The organism is Ensifer sp. SL37, assembly GCF_026672675.1.
Classification (GTDB): Bacteria; Pseudomonadota; Alphaproteobacteria; order Rhizobiales; family Rhizobiaceae; genus Ensifer; species Ensifer adhaerens.
In genome coordinates, this window is sequence record NZ_JAPPRN010000001.1 from 523,618 (window position 1) to 539,793 (window position 16,176).

Below are 16,176 nucleotides of genomic sequence, written 5' to 3' on the forward strand. Positions count from 1 at the left end.
TGCCAGGCCGGCCGAAGCCGGCCCAGCAGCCGGGAGAACCCTTGAGGATCAGAGACCCATGGCCGCGAGATCCGCGACCGTGTCCTTGTTGATCGGCACGAGCTGATCGACGATGATGTTGCGGTTTTCGAAGTCCGGCTTGACCTTGCCGAGACCTTCGATCTCGTCACCGTCCTTGACCTCCTCGCCCTTCATCAGCTTGTCGGCGAGTGTGACGAAGACTTCGCCGGCCTGCTTCGGATTCCACATGAAGCCGCCGGAGATCGCGTCGGACTTCACCAGCTTCTGGCCTTGGCCGGGAGAGAAGGGACCGAGCACGAAGATCTCGCCGACCTTGCGGCGCTCTTCGACGGCGCGGCCGGCGCCGATCGGGCCCTGGCTGCCGAAGGCAAGGAAGCCTTTCAGGTTCGGATGGGCAGAGATCAGGTCGAGTGCAGTCGACCGGCTCTTGTCGACGTCTTCGGCAACACCGTAGCGATCGCCGACCAGCGTCATGTCCGGATGGTTCTTCTTGATGTAGGCGATTGCCGCATCGGCCCAGGCATTGTGCAGCGGCACGGTCAGCGAGCCGACGAAGACGGCATATTCGCCCTTGCCGCCCATCTTCTCGGCCAGCAGCTTGCCATGCGCCTCACCGAAACCGGTCGAGGATGCGAGCTCGAAGTCCCAGTCGGCACCCTTCTGGCCCGGGGATTCGTGGGTGATGACGATGATGCCCTTTTCCTTGGCCTTGGTCAGCACCGGCTCAAGCACCTTGGCGTCGTTCGGCACCACGCCGATGACCTTCACGCCTTGGGCGATGAGATCCTCGATGGCGCGCACCTGCAGCGCCGGGTCGGCGCTGGTCGGGCCGACCATGAAGGCGTCGATACCGAGCTTCTGGCCGCGTTCCTTGATGCCGGCTTCCATGGCGTTGAACCACGGAATGCCGCCGATCTTGACGACGACGCCGACCTTACCGGCATCCTGCGCAAAGGCGGCCGCCGAACTCGCAAGCGCCAGCGATGTCGCCAGGGCGGCGACGAGAATTTTCCTGATCATGTTCTCTCCTCCACTCGTTCCCATAGGGGGAACGCGCCCGGTCGCCTCAGCGCCGGCCTCCAGTTTCAAATCATCACTGGCGAAGTGTTCCTCGCCTCCCTGAAACGCCGCCTCCTCAGACGACACCATCAAATGTGCACAATCGATATTTCTTGTTTGCACAATCGATGGTGCAAGAACTATTGTGCAGACTTAATCTTTCGTCAAGGGGAAATCGGCACTAAAACCACCAGGGGGAGAAACCGTTGGCCAGCAGCAGCAAGAAGAAAGCGACGATCTACGACCTGTCGGTGTTGTCAGGAAGCTCGCCTTCAACCGTAAGTGCGGTCCTGAACGGCACCTGGCAGAAGCGCCGGATCAAGGAGAGCACGGCGGAACTGATCCGCAACCTCGCCGAGACGCACCAATATACGGCCAATCGCCAGGCGCGCGGACTGCGCAGTTCGCGCTCCGGCCTGATCGGGCTGCTCCTGCCGATCCATGACAACCGCTACTTCTCGTCGATGGCGCAGACCTTCGAGGCGCATGTCCGAAGCAAGGGGCAATGCCCGATCGTCGTCAGTGCCAGCCGCGATCCGGAGGAAGAGCGCAAGACCGCCGAAACGCTGATCTCCTATTCGATCGACGAGCTGTTCATCTGCGGCGCGACCGACCCCGACGGCGTGCACGAGGTCTGCGAGGCGGCCGGCCTCAAACACATCAACATCGACCTGCCCGGCACCAAGGTGCCCTCCGTCATCAGCGACAACTACGAGGGCGGGCGAATGCTGACGGAGGCGATCATCCGCCACTTCCAGGCATCAGGCCCGCTTGCGCCGCACGATCTCTACCTTTTCGGCGGCCGCAACGACCATGCCAGCCGCGAGCGCATCCGCGGCTTCCGTGCCGTCAAAAGCGAACTGCTCGGCGCCGATCCGGACGAATGCATCCAGCCGACGGGCTATGCGCCGAACAATGCCCGCCTCGCCTTCGAGGCCTTCTACGAAAAGCACGGCAAGCTGCCGCGCGGTCTCTTCGTCAACTCGTCGATCAACTTCGAGGGGCTGCTGCGTTTCATGGCAGGGCATCCGCACGAAAACTTCGCCGACCTCGTGGTCGGCTGCTACGATTACGATCCCTTCGCGTCCTTCCTGCCCTTCCCCGTCATCATGATCCGCCAGGACGTCGAGGGCATGATCACCAAGGCCTTCGACGTCATCGAGGAAGCCCGGCCGCAGCCGCGCATTCACCTGATCCAGCCCGAACTGGTGCAGCCGCGCACGGCACTGACCGGCCCGCTCGACGCCTTGAAAGACATCGAATAGCCCCGGCGACCAACGTTTCCGCGGAAACTGCGGTTTCATACAGAAAAATCATCTGTACATTCCATTAGAAACAGCGTATTCATTGGAAATGGATGACGTTGACAGAAAAATCGTTGAAATTCTTGCTGACGATGCGAGGCGATCGCTGACCGATATCGGTGCTGCGGTGGAGTTGTCGCCGTCGGCCGTCAACGAACGCATTCGCCGGCTCGTCGCCAATGGCGTGATCCGAAATTTCACCGTCGAGGTCGATCATCGCGCGCTCGGCCTCGACGTACTCGCCTTCGTCTGGGTCGGCCTTGCGCCGGACGCGGACGAGGAAGCGTTCCGCAGCTTCATGGCCGGTCACCCTGCCGTAGCGGAATGCCACCATGTCACCGGCGCCTGGTCCTATTGCGTCAAGGTCCGGATGCCATCGCTCGGCGACCTCGAGCCGTTCCTTGCCGAAATGAAGCAACGGCGGTTCCTGGCGCGAAGCGAAACGGTGATCGCGCTGTCGACCGTGCGGGAAAGCCTGGCAACGACCGCGCCGCGCGCCTGACCGGACGCGCAAACTGCTGCAACATTTTTTGTTTGCCGGGCATGTACCGTCCTCGAAGCGAACGGCGCAACCATGCCCCGGCCGGAGCCCTATGCCATGTCCACATTGTTGTTTGGAAAAAGCCTCCTCGTCGGCCTCGCGGTCGCAGCCCCTCTAGGCCCGATCGGGGCGCTCTGCATCAACCGCACGCTGGAGCGCGGCTTCTGGGCGGGCGTGGCCGGCGGCCTCGGAACAGCCGCCGCCGATGCCACCTATGCGGCACTGGCTGCGATCGGCTTCGCGGCCTTCGCAGCGGTCCTTGCCATCATCGCCACGCCGCTTAGCTTGGCCGGCGGACTGTTCATGATCTGGCTCGGGTGGAGCGGATTACGGCCAAGGGCGGTGACGGCAGCCGCCGATGTCGGCGGACGCGATCTCATTCGCACGACCATCGCCACCTTTTTCCTGACGATGACGAGCCCGGCGACGATCCTCTCCTTTGCCGCGATCTTCGCCGGCCTCGGCCTTGCCGAAGCGGGCGACGCGCTCAGCGCTGCCGTCGTGGTCATGGGCGTCTTCCTGGGATCGCTCGGCTGGTGGTTTTTCCTAAGCGGCGGCGTTGCGATCGCCCGGACGCGACTGCCCGACAGCTTCGTCGTCTGGGTATCGCGCATTTCGGGGCTGGTTCTGATCGCTTTCGGCATCATTGCCATCGGAGCCGCCGTGAAGGGGCTGCTCTAGCCCCTGTCGACGCTGCCTCTACCGGCTGCGTCAATCACTTTCGACCCCTGCTCGTCAGGTCGTGGGCTTCACCGCCTCCACGTGCCACCACTTGGGTCGGGCAGTGCGATAGCTGTGGCTCTTCGGGATCAGATCGACGGCACTCGTCTTGTCGAAGACGCCGAGCAGAAGGGCAACCACCGGCGCATCGTCGATCGCACCGAGACTGCTGCCGCAGGCCGGGCAGAAGGCGCGGCTGGAATAGTCCGAGGAGCGATAGACCGATGGCGCGCCGCCCGGTCCGGTCCAGGTTACGGCTTCGCTCGGGAATTCGACCCACGCCAGGGTCAAGGCGCCCGAATGGCGCTGGCACATCTTGCACGAACACGTATGCGGCTTTCCGGCCGTCCCCAGCGCCTCAAACCGGATTGCTCCGCAGAGGCATCCGCCCGTGTGCGGCTTAAGCCTCTTGGCAATGGCCCGCGTCATACTTACTTCCAGTTGTGGTTCGAATCGGCGCCAGTATAAACAACCGCGACAAAATTGGAGGCATCCATGCGTGCAATTCGGGTGATATCTGCCCCTTTTGGTTGTCGGCGGCATCGCAGGCGAGGCGATGACTGAGTGTGCGCCCGTCTGCAGCCGGGCCAACGCCGAAGGGCCGGATCGTCTCCGGCGCCTTCGAGATGGACTTCACGAAGATCCCGTAATCGCGGCAGCTTACATGCCGGTACCGGCTCAGTAGAACCAGGCGCCGATGTCGCGAAACGCGCGTTTGCTCTGATCGCGCCTGTTGCCGTCCCGCGCCGCCGGGTCGTCGCCGATCGGCAGACTGAAGCCGAAAGGCTCGGCCGGCACGCCGCCGCGATCGCACCAATAGGCATCGAGGTCGGCCCTCATCATGCGGCGCCGCTTCAAGCGGCGGCGGTTGATGACGTGCTTGTCGTTCGAGACCGCAAAGACGTGGCCCGCGTGGCCTTCCGTCACCAGGCCATTGAGGACGAGCAGCGCCGCATCCTTCGGCCGGAGCCCGCCGAGATCGCGAGTTGCCGTGATCAGAGATCGCTTGGCCTCTTCGCCCTTCGGCCCCTGCATCCCGCCGATGGCGAGACTATAGGTGTCGCCTTCGCAACGCACGAAGATGAAGCCGACAGTGCAGAGCGCATAGCCATCGCTCTGCCGGCGCAGCCGGATCGCAAATGCCCCCTCATGGCGGGCGCCGCCATGGTCGGCCAGTTGCAGCTGGATGCGATAGTTCTCGCTGCGGCCGGAAACCGTGCCCATTTCCAGCGTGCTGCCGCGCCAAAGGGCCATCAGTGAACGGCGCGACAGGACCTCGCTTGCGACATCGAAGTGATTGAGCAGCAGGTCGAGCCTTGCTGTCGACGACGCGCCGTGCAGGAAGAATGTCGGGATCGACTTGCGCACGAGATCATCGTGCGGCAGACCCAGCCGGTAGCGTTCGGCGAATTCGCCTAGAAAGCCGATCCAGCGCGATGTCAGGAACGGATGGCGCGCAAACCGCATGGAAAATACGACGGCGCGCTTCAAGCTCACCCTCAGGCCGAGCTTGAGCACATGGCTGGTGATCGACGTCTCTCCCGAGCCTTCACCGACGACGGGCGCAGAAACCGGCCGGCCCGAAGGCGTCAGCTGTTCGCCGACGAATGCCTTGCCATCGACCGGCAACCGCAGATCCGCGCTGTATTCCTGACTGAATTCCAGGGACATGGTGCTATCCTTGAGAGCAAACGCTGTTGGCCGAAGGACTCGGCCGAGCTCAGGTTTGCCCGGGCACTGTCAAGGATTTGCGGAGAACCGGTGGGCAATTGCGCGCCGATTCTAAGCGGGCGCGACGGCGGCGAAGCCGCCGATGTTCCGATCGGGAAAAGCGGAAAATTGCTTGGCGCAACGGCTGTTGCGCCAATCGTTCACAGGACGATTTCCCGCGGCAGGACGAGCGTGATCACGGCGCCGCCGCCGGCACGCGCGGAAAATTCCAGCCGTCCGCCATGCGCCTTGGCGATCGCCTGGACGACGGAAAGCCCAAGGCCCGTGCCGCCCGTCGCGCGCGACCGCGAGGCGTCGCCGCGCCAGAACAGGTCGATCGAATGGATCGAAACGTCGTCCGGAAGACCGGGACCACGGTCCAGCATCCGGATAAAAGCCTCGTCGGCACCCCGCCGCCCGGTCTCGCAGCGCAGGACACGGCCGTCTGCGGCGTAGCGTGTAGCGTTTTCGATCAGCGCCAGCAGCGCCTGGCGCAGACGCTGCGAATCGCCGGAGACCCGCACCGGCTCAAGCGCGACCTCCACCGACATGCCAACAGAGCCAAGCAGGGTGTTTGACGCACCAAGCACCTGGGTCGCCTCCACGGCGAGGTCCACCGTCTGACGCTGGGTGACCAGCTTCTGGCCGGCGGCGAGCGAAAGCGTACGCAGATCTTCAACCAGGGCGGAAAGCCCCTCCACCTGCAGCAGCAACTGCCGCACCCTTTCCGGCTCGAGAGGAAAAACACCGTCGGCCATTCCCTGAAGGTTGCCCTGCAGGATCGTCAGCGGCGTACGCAGTTCGTGCGCCACCGCCATCGTATTGAAGCGCAGCCGGTTCTCCATGTTTTCCAGTTCGGCTGCCAACTCATCGAAGGTCTTCACGAGCGTCGCCACCTCCTTGGCACCCTTGCGAAACGATCCGACGCGCACCGCGAAGTCACCCGTCCTGAGGTCCTGCGTCGCCTGCGCCAGCACTTCCAGTGGCCGGCTGATCTTGCGCGCCAGCCAGTAGCCCACGAGCCCGCAGAAAGTGACTGCCGTCGCTCCGAAACCGAGGATGATCTTGTCCACCTCCCAGTTCGCCCAGTCTTCGAGTTCCGGCATCGTCGAAAGTAGCTTTTGCAGCGACTCCTGGCGCGGCAACTTGCCGGCATTGATGTCCTTGTAAGCCTGGGCCGCCTCCGCAGGCATCCGCTCCAGCAGTCTCGCCTCCAGCCGCGGCTCCATAAATTCGACGCCGGCATAGATGATGAACACGCTGATGATGAGCAGCGCGATCGTCACGAGCGCGGTGAGAATGCCGAGCGGCAGGCGCGAGAGACCGATCTTCATCTGGGCTCCACGAAACGGTAGCCGACGCCGCGCACGGCACTGAAGAAGCCGCAGGCACCGAGATCTTCCAGCTTGCGCCTGAGATTGGCGATATGGGTATCGACCGTGCGGGCGAGCGCATCGCTGTCCGGCAGGCAGGCGTCGAGGATATCGGCGCGATCGAAGGCATGCGTCGGGCGGCGGATCATGTGGGCAAGGATGCGGAATTCGCTGAGCGTCAGCGGCACCGACTGGCGATTGCCGGCCTTTTCGACGAAGGCGACATGGGCATCGAGATCGACCTCGACACTCTCGAAGCGAAGCACGGTGGCGCCGGCGCCGTTGCGGGTACGGCGCAGCACCGCGTTGACGCGCGCCACCACCTCCTGCGGGTTGAACGGCTTGATCACGTAGTCATCCGCGCCGAGCCTCAGCCCGGTCAGCCGGTCGAGATCTTCTGCCAGTGCCGTGACCATGATAACCGGCGTGTTCCCCTCGCGGCGAAGGCGGGCGAGAACCTCGAACCCATCGAGCTTCGGCATGCGAACGTCCAGCAGCACCAGGTCCGGCGACAGCACCGCATGGTGGGTCAGCGCCGTCTCGCCGTCGGCGGCACGCACCGTCCGGAAACCGTCGCGCACGAGATAGGCATCTAGGATCTGCGCAATCTCCGGCTCGTCCTCCGCCAGAAGGATGAGACCCTTATCGACCATGAACTAACTCCCTGGGTCTGATGTTGTGATCAGCAGCTTATGTGACGAATAAGCCCGCGTTGCAATTCGTCCGCGCGGCCCAATGGTCGCTTGATCGGCCCTCCGGATAGAGCTCCGAACAAATCTTCGCCGTTTCTTGACAATTGGCGGCGGACGCGCCGTACAACCGACAAAACGGGCCTCTCCCCGCGGCCGAAATGCGGGGCAGAGTGCCGGAGACCTCCTTCCCGCATGTCGGTCGCGCTCGACCAGAAGCTGTATCAGCCAACCGTTCGGTCTTGCGCATCAAGCGCTCCCAGTTCCTCGACGCAGCCTTGACAGAGCGGCGCAAGTGTCCGGCCCACACACAGACAACTTGCGAGCGACCGCATGCCCAGCCATTATTCATCCACGGCGACCTCTTCAGACAGCGGCCGATGGCCGCGCGCCAATCCTCGTCTCTGGCCGGGGCAGGCGCGCGCGCGCCTGGAACACCAGCCAATCGCGGCCGCCGGCGCACTGACCATTTGCGCGGCCTTCGTCTTCATGGCCTTTCCCGGCATCGATCTTGCCGTCTCGCGCTGGGCCGCCTTCGCCACCGGCGACTTTCCGCTCTCGCGGGAGCCGGAGCTGCGGGCCCTTCGCGACTTCAACCGTATCTTGCCGGTTTTCATTCTGCCTTGCGTTCTGGCGCTTCTGGTTGCGCAGGCCATCGCACCCCGCCCATGGCTGCCCCGCCCGCACAAGGCACTGTTCTTCCTGACCTTCTTTGCGCTCGGGCCGGGGCTCCTTATTCAGGCGCTGAAGCGGCTGATCGGACGGGCGCGCCCCCATGAGATCACCGATTTCGGCGGCAGCCTGCCGTTTACGCCGGCCTGGCAAGTGTCCGGCGCCTGCTCGCGCAGTTGCTCTTTTGCGTCGGGCGAATCCGCCACCGCGATCGCGCTCGTGGCGCTCGCACTGCTGTTACCGGTTCAATGGCGACGGGCGACAATCATCGCCCTCGTCCCCCTTGTCCTCGCCTTCTCGCTGAACCGGATCGTGTTCGGCGCGCATTACTTGTCCGATGTCGTTCTGGCGTGGTGCCTGATGCTGTGGCTGATGGCGTGGCTGTGGTCCGTCTTTGCCGACAACGGCGAACGGATCGATGCCGCCGTGATGCGCCTTTCGCGCCGAAGCGCGCCATAGAGCGCCCGAGAAACCGGTATCGCTTCAGCGCGGAAAGACGAGTTCCACCGTCGTTCCGCGCCCAGGCTGCGAGAGAATGCGGGCATCGCCGCCGCTTTGCCGAACGAAGCCGTAGACAACGGCGAGGCCAAGGCCGGCACCGCCCTCCTGGTCACGGGTGGTGAAGTAGGGCTCGAACGCCTTGTCCACCGCCTCCGGCGACATGCCGATCCCCGCATCGGTCACCGAGACGACGACATCACTCTCGACGCAGCCCGCGCGGACGAGGATCGTGCCGCCGAGCGGCATCGCCGCGGCGGCATTGAGGCAAAGGTTGAGGATCGCCTGCTCGAAGAGCGCTGCATCGAGATGCACGTTGGGCAAGCCGTCCGCAATCTCGAAGGCGAGCCGGCATTTTTCGCCGACGGCGATTTCAAGCACGTCGGCCATGCCGCGCAGCACCGCGCCGATTTCGAGCGCGCCCGGCTGGAGTGGATGCTGGCTGCCGACAGACAGCATGCTCGAGGCCAGCGAACGCCCCCGGTCGGCCGCCTTGCGAATGCGGGCGATATGACGTTTCTGCCGGTCGCTGAAGCCTGTCTCGCGCTCCAGCAGCCCCAGGCTGCCGGTGATGATACCGATCATGTTGCCGACCTCATGGCTCACCTGGTGGGTCATCCTCATGATCCCGTCCAGCCGCTGCGCCTTCGCCGCCTCGGCCTCCTGCCGGTCGATCTCCGTCACGTCCCGCGCCAGCAGCACGATGCCCCGGTCCGGCTGCCGCGACAGGGAGACTTCGGTCACCCGGCCCATGTCGGAGCGATGGCGCAGCACCAACCGGTCGTCGAGCGATCCCGCGTCGCGATCGGCGGGCAAGAGGGTTGGATCGATCTCCGGCATTGGGCTCACGAACCGGCGCAGCGGAAGCTTCCGCGCCGAGCCTGGCCAGCCGACGAGCTCCATGACGCGACGATTCATCGTGATCGGTTTGCCGCCGGGATCGAAAAGCGCGATCCCTTCGTTCATGTTGCGGAAGGTCGAGCGAATGGTGCGCGCCGCCGCCTCGGCCGTCCGACGAAGCCGCGACACGCGCTCGACGCTTTCGCGGAAGGCGCTGAAGGCTTCAAGCAGCCGCAGGAACTCGGTCTCAGTCCCCTTGTAGCTCGGTGTATCGACGTCACGGCGCCCCTGGGCAAGCGCGTTCATGCCCTTGGAGAGCGACACGATCCCGCGCGACACCCGCATGACGGAGCGGATCGAGAAGATCGCCATGACGAGCACCAGCAGGGCGGAGACCGCGACGATGACGAGCAGTCGGCTCAGCGCATCAGAGGTCGAGGCGAGATCCTCGTTGAGCCCCCGGGCAACGGCCTCGCTTTGTGTTTCCGTGGCGTGCGAAAGATCGCGCGAGACCGTGTGCAGCCGCGCCACCGCGGCGCGGATGGCGAACATTTCCAGAAGATAGTGGGTCTGCGCCTCGAACACCCGTTCATAGGGCGTCAGCTTGGCTGCCGAAATCCGGCTATCCGGCCCGGCGGGCGCCAGCCGGGGCGTCGTTACGGCAACGTAGCGGCGGCGCAGTTCGCCAAGCTGGAACAGGCTGTCGGAATTGGATGCCGATTGCACGATCGCGTTGAGGCTCTGGCGAACCTCTGCGTCGGCTATGCCGTTGCCGGTGGCGATCTCTCCGAGCGCTGCTGCCGCATCGGCCTTGTACTGCTGGGCCGAATCCGCGTCGGCGGCGAGTGTCACCGTCTGTGTGCGGATCGCATCCAGCAACTCGACGATGTGGGCGCTGGCAAAGCCCTCGACCGCTGTCTTGCCGGTCTCCGGCGCCATGGTCTGAAGCAGGACGTCGACCTGCGCGACGACCGACCGGCTTTCGCTCGACACCCGATAGGGCGAGGTTGCGTTCATCAGGAACGGCGCGCTGGACACGAGATCGGAAACCTGGCGCGAAACCAGCGAGGCCTTGGCAAGGCTGGAAAAGGCCTGCAGCCCGTAGGCCGCCATCTCGTCACGCGCCCGTTGCAGGCCGAACACGGCGACCGTTGCCAGGCTGAAAACGAGCACGCAGATGAAGACGATCGCAAACGGCAGGCGGAAGGCGATCGACGAAAGGAACGGGCGGCTGATCACGGCCGGGCCTCGTCGTCGTCGGTGTCCAGCACATAACCCTTGCCGCGCCGCGTCTTGATGTGGCGCGGAAGGTCCGGATTGCGCTCGATCTTGCGCCGGAGCCGAAGCACGAGCACATCGACGTTGCGGTCGATGTAGCGATCGCTTTCGGCGCCCAGCCGATCGAGGATATGGGCGCGGGTGACCGGCGTGTTCGGCGTTTCCGCGAGAATTTCCAGCAGAGCGAACTCGGCGCTGGTGAGCGAGCGGGTCGCATCGGAAAGGCAGACCGCGCGCCGGCTCTTGAGGTCGATCGACCAGTCGCCGAGTTTCAGCGCCGCGGGCTCGTGCTCGCGCTCGGTCTCCCGCTCCGACTTCAGCGACGGGTAAGTCCGTCGAAGCACGGCCTTGATCCGGGCCGTCAGTTCGATCGGCTCGAACGGCTTGACGACATAATCGTCGGCGGCCGTCTCCAGTCCAAGCACCCGATCCGCGGCGCTGCCTGCCGCCGTTACCATGACGATGCCGATATTGGTGCGCGCCCGCAGCCGCTGGGCAAAGGTTCGGCCCGAGGCTCCAGGCAGGTTGTGGTCGACGAGCACAAGGTGCACCGTTTCCCGCTCGAGGACGACAGCGGCGGCCTCCGCCGATGGCGCCGTCAGCGGCATCCAGCCTTCGGCCTCCACCAGATCGGAAACAAGCTCCGCCATGTCCGGATCGTCTTCGACGATCAGAATCCGTATTCTCTCACTCAGCATGCACGTCCTCCCGCCGCCATCATAGGCGGGGCTGCCCCAATGATCAAAGCGGCTCGCGTTATCCGCATTGTCACATTTGTAATCTTTGTAATCTTGAAACGGCAAAGCCGCATCCGTGTTGTAAGAACGGTAACCATTCTGCGGGTTGCGACCCGCAGGGAATACCGACATCCTGATTGCGGAGATTGGGGCGGCAACGCTCCAAATGGGAGGACATCGTGAAAGGCATTACCGCTATCGGCGCGGGCGTGGCCCTATGGCTGTGCGCCGCCACGTCAGGCATGACGGCACCGGCGCTCACCGTGCTTTGCGGTGTCGACGAAGCGTGGTGCGCGACGATGAAGGCCGCTTTCGAGGCGAAGTCGGGCATCGAGGTCGCTATGACCCGAAAGAGCAACGGCGACATCCTCACCCAGATCCGGGCCGAAAAGGACACCCCTACCGTCGATGTGTGGTGGGGCGGGACAGGCGACACCCATCTGCAGGCGGGATCGGAGAACTTGCTCGAACCCTATCAGCCGGCGCATGAGCGCGACATGCTGCCCTGGGCGCAGAATTTCTTCGCCATCTCCGGCGGACGTTCGGCGGGCATTTATGCCGGAGCGCTTGGCTTTGCCTACAATGCCGACCTGCTGCATACGCTGAAATTGCCGGCCCCGACCTGCTGGAAGGATCTCGCCGACAACGCCTATCGCGGCCGTATCCGCAGCGGCAATCCGAACTCGTCGGGCACCGCCTTCACCACGCTTGCAACGCTGGTGCAGCTCTTCGGCGAGGATGAGGCCTTCCGGTTCATGGGCGCACTCAACCGCAACATAGACCAGTACACCACGGCCGGCTCGGCACCCGTCAAGGCGGCAGCACGCGGGGAAACCCTGATCGGCATCTCCTTCATGCATGACGCGGTCACGCAGAAGCAGGCGGGCTTCCCACTCGTCATCGTCGCGCCGTGCGAAGGGACCGGCTACGAAATCGGCGCCGTCAGCATCGTCAAGGGCGCGCGCCATCTCGAAAACGCGAAAAGCTTCGTCGATTTCGCGCTCACCCCGGAAGGCCAGGGTACGGGTGCAGCTGCCGGCCAGAACCAGGTCCCATCCAACGCCCGCGCGGAGTTGCCGCCTGGCGCACCGGACATATCGCTGATCAAGATGGTCGATTTCGACTTCGCCACCTTCGGCTCGCCGGAGGAACGAAGTCGATTGCTCAAACGGTTTGACGCGGAGATCGCCGCGACGAACTGAGCGCTTCGCAGAAGCGTAGCAAAATCCACAGCAGCGAAATCGTGAACGTGCCGCCCGGCGGGCAGGCCGATGGCCGCGCCATGCCCGTTCGCGCCCAAGTTTCAAACAGGCAACAGGAGGATGCCCCAATGAAAACAACGACGCTTTCCCTCATGCTCTTTGCAGGCACGGCGCTTGCCGCCCTGCCCGCCCAGGCTGCCGGCAGCCTCAACCTCATCTGCTCCGCAGACGTGGTCATCTGCGAACAGATGACCGGCGATTTCCAGAAGGAAACCGGCATCAAGGTCAACATGGTTCGCCTGTCTTCGGGCGAAACCTACGCCAAGATCCGCGCCGAGGCGCGCAATCCGAAGACCGACATCTGGTGGGCAGGCACCGGCGACCCGCACCTGCAGGCAGCCTCCGACGGCCTGACGCTCGAATACAAGTCGCCGATGCTGGACCAGCTCCAAGATTGGGCGAAGAAGCAGGCTGAAGGCTCCGGCTATCGCACCGTCGGCGTTTATGCCGGCGCGCTCGGCTGGGGCTACAACACCGAGATCTTCCAGAAGAAGGGCCTGAAAGAGCCGAAGTGCTGGGCCGACCTGCTCGACGCCTCGCTGAAGGGCGAGATCCAGATGGCCAACCCGAACTCTTCCGGTACGGCCTATACCGCGCTTGCCTCACTGGTGCAGATCATGGGCGAGGACCAGGCATTCGACTATTTGAAGAAGCTCAACGGCAACATCGCGCAGTACACCAAGTCCGGCTCGGCACCGGTGAAAGCAGCCGCACGCGGCGAAGCCGGCCTCGGCATCGTTTTCATGCACGACGCGGTGGCACAGACTGCCGAAGGCTTCCCGATCAAGTCGATCGCGCCTTGCGAGGGCACCGGCTACGAGATCGGCTCGATGTCGATCATCCGCGGCGCCAAGAACCTGGACAATGCCAAGGCCTGGTACGACTGGGCGTTGAAGCCCGAGGTCCAGTCGCGCATGAAGGACGCCAAGTCCTTCCAGCTGCCGTCCAACAAGTCGGCCGAAGTGCCGAAGGAAGCACCGAAGTTCGAGGACATCAAGCTGATCGACTACGATTTCGCCACCTTCGGCGATGCCGAGAAACGCAAAGCCCTGCTCGAGCGCTGGGACCGCGAGGTCGGCGCGAGCGCCAACTGATCGCGGCCTGAACGGTTCGGCCGGGTGATTGATCCGGCCGGCACCGCCCAACGGTCCCAACCGTCGTTCATCGCTTCCGGCATGCGTCGCGGCGATGCGATGTCACATCATCTTTCATTCCAAATTGCGCGAGGACCGTCATGGAACATCGCAACCGCAGGCTCGACCTCACGCTCGGGCTCGGACTGGCCGCATTCTTGGCTGTCCCCTGGTATCGCATCGAAGGCGGCTTCTTCGGGCTCGGCTGGCTTGCCGATTTCCCCGGGGATCCAGCCGTTGCCCCCGGCCTGATGCAGATTTTCGCCCATGGTAAGCCGTGGCTGATCGTGGCGCTGGCGCTGCTCGGCATCTGCGTGGCAGCGCGTTTCGTCCGCGATCCCGCGCGTCGAGGGCTTCTGCTTGCCGTCGCCGGCGCAGCGGGGGTTCTCTATCTCGCTCTCCAGGGGCTGGCGATCGGCTTTTCCGGCTGGACCTGGACGATCAGCGAGACCCTGTTCGGCACGCTTTCCGACGGTCAGCCGTCAATGGGCGCCGGCGCCGTGCTTATGGCACTCACCTTCGTTCTTCTGTTCGCCTTCGGGCTGGCCGAGCGCGGCGTGCTCAAGGGCGACGCCTTCATCGTCGCGGCGATTTCCCTGCTCGTCACCCTCGTCATCGTCTTCGTCTTCTATCCGGTCGGCAGCATGTTCGCGGCGTCGGTTCAGGATTTCGACGGCTCGTTCAAACCGGATGGTTTCATCCGCAATATCCAGGACGCCTCGATCTGGAGCCTGAGCTGTGTCGTCGGCGAAGGCCGCTGCGGCGTCGCCTGGCGCACCCTATGGCTGGCGCTGATGACGGCGTCCGGTTCGACGCTGCTTGGCCTTGCCTTCGCGCTTGTCGCCACCCGCACCCGCTTCCCCTTCAAGAAGGGCATGCGGCTCTTGACGGTGTTGCCGATCATCACGCCGCCCTTCGTCATCGGCCTGGCGCTGACGCTGCTCTTCGGCCGCGCCGGGGTCGTTACCGAATTTCTCTCGGATGCCTTCGGCGTCGAACCGGGGCGCTGGCTCTATGGCCTTACCGGCATCTGGATCGCGCAGGTCCTCTCCTTCACCCCGATCTCGTTCCTCGTGCTGATCGGCGTCGTCGAAGGGGTCAGCCCTTCGATGGAAGAGGCGTCGCAGACGCTGCGCGCCGACCGCTGGCGCACCTTCTGGACCGTCTCTCTGCCGCTGATGAAGCCGGGCCTGGCGAACGCCTTCCTCATCGGCTTCATCGAAAGCATGGCCGACTTCGGCAATCCGCTGGTGCTCGGCGGCAGCCATGGCGTGCTCTCGACCGAAATCTTCTTCGCCGTCGTCGGCGCGCAAAACGATCCGTCCCGTGCGGCCGTGCTCGCCATCATCCTTCTCTGCTTCACGCTCACGGCCTTCGTGGCGCAACGCTACTGGCTCGCCGGCAAGAACTATTCGACCGTGACCGGCAAGGGCGATTCCGGTGCCCACAGTGCACTGCCACGCTCGATCTCGATCGGCGTTCACGCCATCGTCATTCCCTGGATGATCTTCACCGTCGTCGTTTACAGCATGATCCTCTTCGGCGGCTTCGTGAAGACCTGGGGTCTCGACAACTCGCTGACGCTCGACCACTACGCCAAGGCCTTCTCAATCTCGTTTGCCGACGGCGCAATCGCCTGGACGGGTGTTGCCTGGAACTCCTTCTGGACGACCATGGAGATCTCGCTGATCGCAGCACCACTGACGGCTATGGTCGGGTTGCTGACGGCCTATCTGATCGTGCGCCAGCGTTTCGCCGGCCGTGATGTCTTCGAGTTCGCGCTGATGCTGAGCTTTGCTATCCCCGGCACCGTCATCGGCATCAGCTACATCATCGCCTTCAACCTGCCGCCGCTCGAAATGACCGGCACGGCGCTGATCCTCGTCGCCTGCTTCGTCTTCCGCAACATGCCGGTCGGCGTGCGCGGCGGCATTGCAGCGATGAGCCAGCTCGACAAGAGCCTCGACGAGGCGTCGCTGACGCTTCGGGCAACGAGCTTCCGCACGTTGCGCAAGGTCATCCTGCCCTTGCTGCGTCCGGCGATCGTCGCGGCACTCGTCTATTCCTTCGTCCGGGCGATCACCTCGATCAGCGCCGTCGTCTTCCTCGTCAGCGCCGAGTACAACATGGCCACCGCCTACATCGTCGGCCTTGTCGAAAACGGCGAGTTCGGCGTGGCGATCGCCTACTCCTCGGCCCTCATCCTGGTGATGATCACCGTCATCACCGGCCTGCAACTCCTCGTCGGCGAACGCAAGCTGAGGCGCGAGAACCGCCTCCTCGGCGCCGCTCCGGTCCGTTCGTCCAACACCATCTCCCAGGAGAAAACCGCATGAGCA

Annotated in this window: 14 protein-coding genes; 7 read left to right on the forward strand and 7 right to left on the reverse strand. The window is 64.1% G+C overall.

The window, feature by feature from the left end:
• Positions 1-48: 48 nt before the first annotated feature.
• Entirely contained in the window at positions 49-1,041 is a 993-nt protein-coding gene (locus OVA00_RS02430; protein ID WP_089043683.1) for an autoinducer 2 ABC transporter substrate-binding protein, read from the reverse strand.
• Positions 1,042-1,286: 245 nt separating this feature from the next.
• Between OVA00_RS02430 and OVA00_RS02435 the strand changes: the two genes are divergently transcribed.
• The 3 genes from OVA00_RS02435 (at position 1,287) to OVA00_RS02445 (ending at position 3,606) form a co-directional block, all read left to right on the forward strand.
• The gene (locus tag OVA00_RS02435; protein WP_034789995.1) at positions 1,287-2,345 is read left to right on the forward strand and encodes a LacI family DNA-binding transcriptional regulator; all 1,059 of its coding nucleotides are present in this window, start codon (positions 1,287-1,289) and stop codon (positions 2,343-2,345) included.
• An 88-nt stretch (positions 2,346-2,433) separates the two neighbouring features.
• Positions 2,434-2,886, forward strand: coding sequence for an Lrp/AsnC family transcriptional regulator (locus OVA00_RS02440; protein WP_089043682.1), 453 nt, complete (start codon positions 2,434-2,436; stop codon positions 2,884-2,886).
• Between the two features lie 96 nt (positions 2,887-2,982).
• The gene (locus OVA00_RS02445) at positions 2,983-3,606 is read left to right on the forward strand and encodes a LysE family translocator (protein ID WP_034790024.1); all 624 of its coding nucleotides are present in this window, start codon (positions 2,983-2,985) and stop codon (positions 3,604-3,606) included.
• A gap of 54 nt (positions 3,607-3,660) precedes the next feature.
• Here OVA00_RS02445 and OVA00_RS02450 read toward each other — a convergent pair whose 3' ends face one another.
• The 4 genes from OVA00_RS02450 to OVA00_RS02465 all read right to left on the reverse strand — a co-directional run bounded on the left by OVA00_RS02450 (position 3,661) and on the right by OVA00_RS02465 (position 7,381).
• Positions 3,661-4,188, reverse strand: a complete 528-nt coding sequence (locus OVA00_RS02450; protein ID WP_440657464.1) for a GFA family protein — start codon at positions 4,186-4,188, stop codon at positions 3,661-3,663.
• Positions 4,189-4,323: 135 nt separating this feature from the next.
• Positions 4,324-5,316, reverse strand: a complete 993-nt coding sequence (locus OVA00_RS02455; RefSeq protein ID WP_089043680.1) for a DUF535 family protein — start codon at positions 5,314-5,316, stop codon at positions 4,324-4,326.
• A gap of 200 nt (positions 5,317-5,516) precedes the next feature.
• Positions 5,517-6,689 carry an ATP-binding protein gene (locus OVA00_RS02460; protein WP_060585783.1) on the reverse strand — a complete coding sequence of 391 codons (1,173 nt, stop codon included), beginning with the start codon at positions 6,687-6,689 and terminating at the stop codon, positions 5,517-5,519.
• Positions 6,686-7,381: a response regulator gene (locus OVA00_RS02465; RefSeq protein ID WP_034790028.1), complete on the reverse strand. Its 696-nt coding sequence runs from the start codon at positions 7,379-7,381 to the stop codon at positions 6,686-6,688. The genes OVA00_RS02460 and OVA00_RS02465 overlap by 4 nt, the downstream gene beginning before the upstream one ends.
• 369 nt (positions 7,382-7,750) lie before the next feature.
• On the opposite strand from OVA00_RS02465, the gene OVA00_RS02470 reads away from it, so the two are divergent.
• Positions 7,751-8,548, forward strand: a complete 798-nt coding sequence (locus tag OVA00_RS02470) for a phosphatase PAP2 family protein (protein WP_060585781.1) — start codon at positions 7,751-7,753, stop codon at positions 8,546-8,548.
• A gap of 24 nt (positions 8,549-8,572) precedes the next feature.
• Here the strand turns inward: OVA00_RS02470 and OVA00_RS02475 are convergent, their stop codons facing one another.
• Both OVA00_RS02475 and OVA00_RS02480 read right to left on the reverse strand, forming a co-directional pair.
• Positions 8,573-10,666, reverse strand: coding sequence for a two-component system sensor histidine kinase NtrB (locus OVA00_RS02475; protein ID WP_060585777.1), 2,094 nt, complete (start codon positions 10,664-10,666; stop codon positions 8,573-8,575).
• A complete protein-coding gene (locus tag OVA00_RS02480; RefSeq protein WP_268087843.1) occupies positions 10,663-11,403 on the reverse strand; it encodes a response regulator transcription factor in 741 nt (246 codons plus the stop codon). Before OVA00_RS02480 ends, OVA00_RS02475 begins: the two co-directional genes overlap by 4 nt.
• A 218-nt stretch (positions 11,404-11,621) precedes the next feature.
• On the opposite strand from OVA00_RS02480, the gene OVA00_RS02485 reads away from it, so the two are divergent.
• The 3 genes from OVA00_RS02485 to OVA00_RS02495 all read left to right on the forward strand — a co-directional run bounded on the left by OVA00_RS02485 (position 11,622) and on the right by OVA00_RS02495 (position 16,173).
• Positions 11,622-12,644: an ABC transporter substrate-binding protein gene (locus OVA00_RS02485; RefSeq protein ID WP_192357853.1), complete on the forward strand. Its 1,023-nt coding sequence runs from the start codon at positions 11,622-11,624 to the stop codon at positions 12,642-12,644.
• 128 nt (positions 12,645-12,772) lie between these two features.
• Positions 12,773-13,798, forward strand: coding sequence for an ABC transporter substrate-binding protein (locus OVA00_RS02490; RefSeq protein ID WP_034790034.1), 1,026 nt, complete (start codon positions 12,773-12,775; stop codon positions 13,796-13,798).
• 140 nt (positions 13,799-13,938) lie between these two features.
• Complete coding sequence (locus tag OVA00_RS02495; RefSeq protein ID WP_060585773.1) at positions 13,939-16,173, forward strand: ABC transporter permease; 2,235 nt, start codon at positions 13,939-13,941, stop codon at positions 16,171-16,173.
• Positions 16,174-16,176 lie beyond the last annotated feature (3 nt).